Here is a 3,268-nt window from a genome sequence, read left to right on the forward strand (position 1 = left end):
GAACATACGGCCACTTATAGGAGCAAGCATGCTGATTGCAATGAAAAAAAACAGCGGTGTACTGGCAGTATTTGCCCTGCTTGCTACCCTGCTAGTATCTGTTACCCAGCTGCTGACTGCCGGAAGAATTCAAGAGCAGCAACAAAAGGAGCTGCTTAAAGTTCTGAACCAGGTGATTCCGGCGGAGAACCATGACAATGAACTTTACAAAAGCTGCACCCTAGTCACCAATGAGCAGTATCTCGGCACCTCTACGCCAATGCCGGCTTACCTGGCAGAAAAGGAAGGAGAAGTGTCAGGTGTTGCGATTGAAGCTATTGCGCCCGACGGCTACAACGGAGCCATCAAAATTATTGTCGGTCTTGATACCTCTGGTGTTGTAACGGGTGTGCGTGTACTAAGCCACAATGAAACCCCGGGGCTTGGCGACAAAATTGATACCCGGATAACCGACTGGATTTACAGCTTTACCGGAAAAAAACTTCAAGGCGAAAAAGATGCCAGCTGGGCAGTTCGCAAAGACGGCGGTAATTTCGACCAGTTTACCGGTGCGACCATTACCCCGCGTGCCGTTGTCGGTGCAGTGAAGAAGGTATCGCTGTATTACCAGCGTTACCAACAAGAATTGTTTAATCAACCTCTGAATTGTCAGGGCCACTCATGAGCATAAATAAAGAATTGATGAAAAATGGCCTGTGGGATAACAACCCGGCTATCGTTCAGTTACTGGGGCTCTGCCCTCTTCTGGCCGTATCGGCAACCGTCACCAATGCCCTTGGTCTCGGGCTTGCTACCACAGCAGTGCTCATCGGATCGAACCTGATCGTTTCTCTGGTTCGTCAATGGGTGCCGTCAGAAGTTCGGATCCCGGTGTTCGTAATGATCATCGCGGCACTGGTCACCTGTGTTCAGTTACTGATGAATGCCTTCACTTACGGGCTTTACCAGTCACTGGGAATCTTCATCCCGTTGATCGTGACTAACTGTATTATTATTGGCCGCGCAGAATCTTTCGCCTCCAAGAACGAACCTATACCTGCCGTGGTAGATGGTTTGTGGATGGGGCTGGGCCTTACCTCAACCCTGGTAGTGTTAGGCGCAATACGTGAAATTTTGGGCAACGGTACCTTGTTTGACGGGGCAGATCGCCTGCTGGGAGACTGGGCTGCATCATTACGTATTGAAGTATTCAGCTTTGACAGCAACTTCTTGCTAGCAATGCTACCACCCGGAGCTTTTATCGGTGTCGGTTTTATCATCGCACTCAAGAATGTGATAGATAAAAAACGCGAACAGAAAGCGGCAGGTGCTGAAGCTAAACCAGAAATTGAACGAGCGCGGGTTACCTCGGCTAACTAAACGCCCAATCTTAAAAATATACTATAAACCGCAGTTAGCGACATACCTACAGGCGGCTCAACCTGTTTCTGGCCCTACACCAGAAGAATAGCTCACTGCGGCAACAGCCAACAGTTGTTAGGAAGCAAGCATGAACAATGAAAAACGCGTTCAGATACTTGAACGTCTGCGGGCAGAAAATCCGCACCCGGAAACCGAACTCAACTGGAGCTCGCCTTTTGAACTACTGATTGCGGTTCTTCTGTCAGCACAGGCCACAGATGTCAGCGTCAACAAGGCCACCGACAAACTCTATCCTATCGCCAACACCCCTCAGGCCATGTTCGACCTGGGTGTCGAGGGCGTAAAGGAATATATCAAAACCATCGGCCTGTTTAACTCCAAGGCTGAAAACGTCATTAAGACTTGCAGGATCCTGCTGGAAAAACACGGCGGAGAAGTACCTGAAAGCCGCGAAGCCCTAGAGGCTCTGCCAGGTGTCGGCCGTAAAACGGCCAATGTCGTCCTTAACACCGCATTCGGCTGGCCAACCATCGCCGTCGATACCCATATTTTCCGGGTCTCAAACCGGACCAAATTCGCAATGGGTAAAAACGTCGATCAAGTTGAGCAGAAGCTACTAAAGGTAGTTCCGAAAGAATTCAAGGTTGATGTCCATCACTGGCTGATATTACACGGCCGCTATACCTGCGTGGCCCGCAAGCCCCGTTGCGGCAGCTGTGTTATTGAAGACCTGTGCGAATTCAAAGATAAAGTTTACCCGAATGAGTAACAGCAATTACCAGACTGGTTATTTTCCATTCTGTTTACTGCACCTATTATATCTTCATTCAAATTCTATCCGACATCGGAGGCACTATGGCTAACGGACGCATTCTTCATACTATGTTACGCGTTGGCGATCTCGATCGCTCTATTCAGTTTTATACCGATATCATGGGCATGCAGCTACTTCGCAAGCGTGACAATGAGGCCTATAAATATACCCTGGCCTTTGTCGGCTACGGTGATGAGTCTACTGGGGCTGTTATTGAGCTGACCTATAACTGGGGAACAACCGAATACGAAATGGGCGATGCTTTCGGCCATATCGCAATTGGTGTTGAAGACATTTACGCAACCTGTGATGCGATTAAAGCTTCGGGGGGCAACGTGAGCCGCGAACCAGGCCCGGTGAAAGGCGGAAGCACGCACATTGCATTCGTTACCGACCCGGATGGCTACAAAATCGAGTTAATTCAGCGCAGTTAAGCGCCGCTAATAGAAACAGCAAAGCCTGCTAGAACAGGCTTTGCTTACACATACCATCACTACTCCACTTTACCGAAGTACTCTACGACAGTCGCGCGGTATTCTTTGTCTTTAATGGGGTCATTGAACTCTATGGAATAGAATGGCATCACGCTATCTTTCAGCTTCTCGGCAATTAACAACTCCAGGTTTTCTGCACTTACCGTACTAGTGACTTCATATGTATCAGCACGGTTTAGCTCCATTTCATCAGCTTGCTCTAACGTAATCTGCTTTGCCGCAACCTCACTGGCTAGTTCCTCTTTTACTCTCTCTGCATCACTGCTCACCACTGAGTCATCAGCAAATACCAAGCCAGAACCAAACATGAGTACCAACAAAAGCTTTTTCATAACTACCACCGCCTTTTCTTAGTATGTTTATCTCTATAACCCATCTCAATTTAGCTCTTTCGGCAGTTACTTCAGCTCCAAAACTAAGAAAGTAGAAAAGCATCATAAAAAGCATGGTTGATAATGATATTTATTCTCATTAGAATGATCGAAAAACCAAGAGAGAACGGTCATGTCATTCAACTTTCCAGAATTACCTTACCCATATGATGCACTCGAGCCATATATCGATGCCAAAACGATGGAAATCCATCATAGCCGCCATC

At 47.8% G+C, this 3,268-nt stretch carries 5 protein-coding genes and 1 pseudogene; 5 read left to right on the forward strand and 1 reads right to left on the reverse strand.

Going from position 1 to position 3,268, the window contains the following annotated elements; all coding sequences use genetic code 11:
• Nucleotides 1-28 precede the first annotated feature (28 nt).
• From rsxG to gloA, 4 genes are all read left to right on the forward strand, one after another.
• Nucleotides 29-664 (forward strand): electron transport complex subunit RsxG, encoded by a 636-nt coding sequence (gene rsxG, locus MHN01_RS21580; RefSeq protein ID WP_239413365.1) that lies wholly within the window; start codon nucleotides 29-31, stop codon nucleotides 662-664.
• Entirely contained in the window at nucleotides 661-1,359 is a 699-nt protein-coding gene (locus MHN01_RS21585; protein ID WP_239413361.1) for an electron transport complex subunit E, read from the forward strand. Before rsxG ends, MHN01_RS21585 begins: the two co-directional genes overlap by 4 nt.
• Nucleotides 1,360-1,489: 130 nt before the next feature.
• Nucleotides 1,490-2,131, forward strand: coding sequence for an endonuclease III (gene nth, locus MHN01_RS21590; protein WP_239413362.1), 642 nt, complete (start codon nucleotides 1,490-1,492; stop codon nucleotides 2,129-2,131).
• 86 nt (nucleotides 2,132-2,217) lie between these two features.
• Nucleotides 2,218-2,610, forward strand: a complete 393-nt coding sequence (gene gloA / locus MHN01_RS21595) for a lactoylglutathione lyase (protein ID WP_239413363.1) — start codon at nucleotides 2,218-2,220, stop codon at nucleotides 2,608-2,610.
• A gap of 59 nt (nucleotides 2,611-2,669) precedes the next feature.
• Here gloA and MHN01_RS21600 read toward each other — a convergent pair whose 3' ends face one another.
• The gene (locus tag MHN01_RS21600) at nucleotides 2,670-3,002 is read right to left on the reverse strand and encodes a hypothetical protein (RefSeq protein WP_239413364.1); all 333 of its coding nucleotides are present in this window, start codon (nucleotides 3,000-3,002) and stop codon (nucleotides 2,670-2,672) included.
• 172 nt (nucleotides 3,003-3,174) lie between these two features.
• Between MHN01_RS21600 and MHN01_RS21605 the strand changes: the two are divergent.
• Nucleotides 3,175-3,268, forward strand: a pseudogene (locus MHN01_RS21605) (superoxide dismutase); the annotation flags it as partial.

It is taken from the genome of Photobacterium sp. OFAV2-7 (assembly GCF_022347985.1).
In the GTDB taxonomy this organism is placed as follows: domain Bacteria; phylum Pseudomonadota; class Gammaproteobacteria; order Enterobacterales; family Vibrionaceae; genus Photobacterium.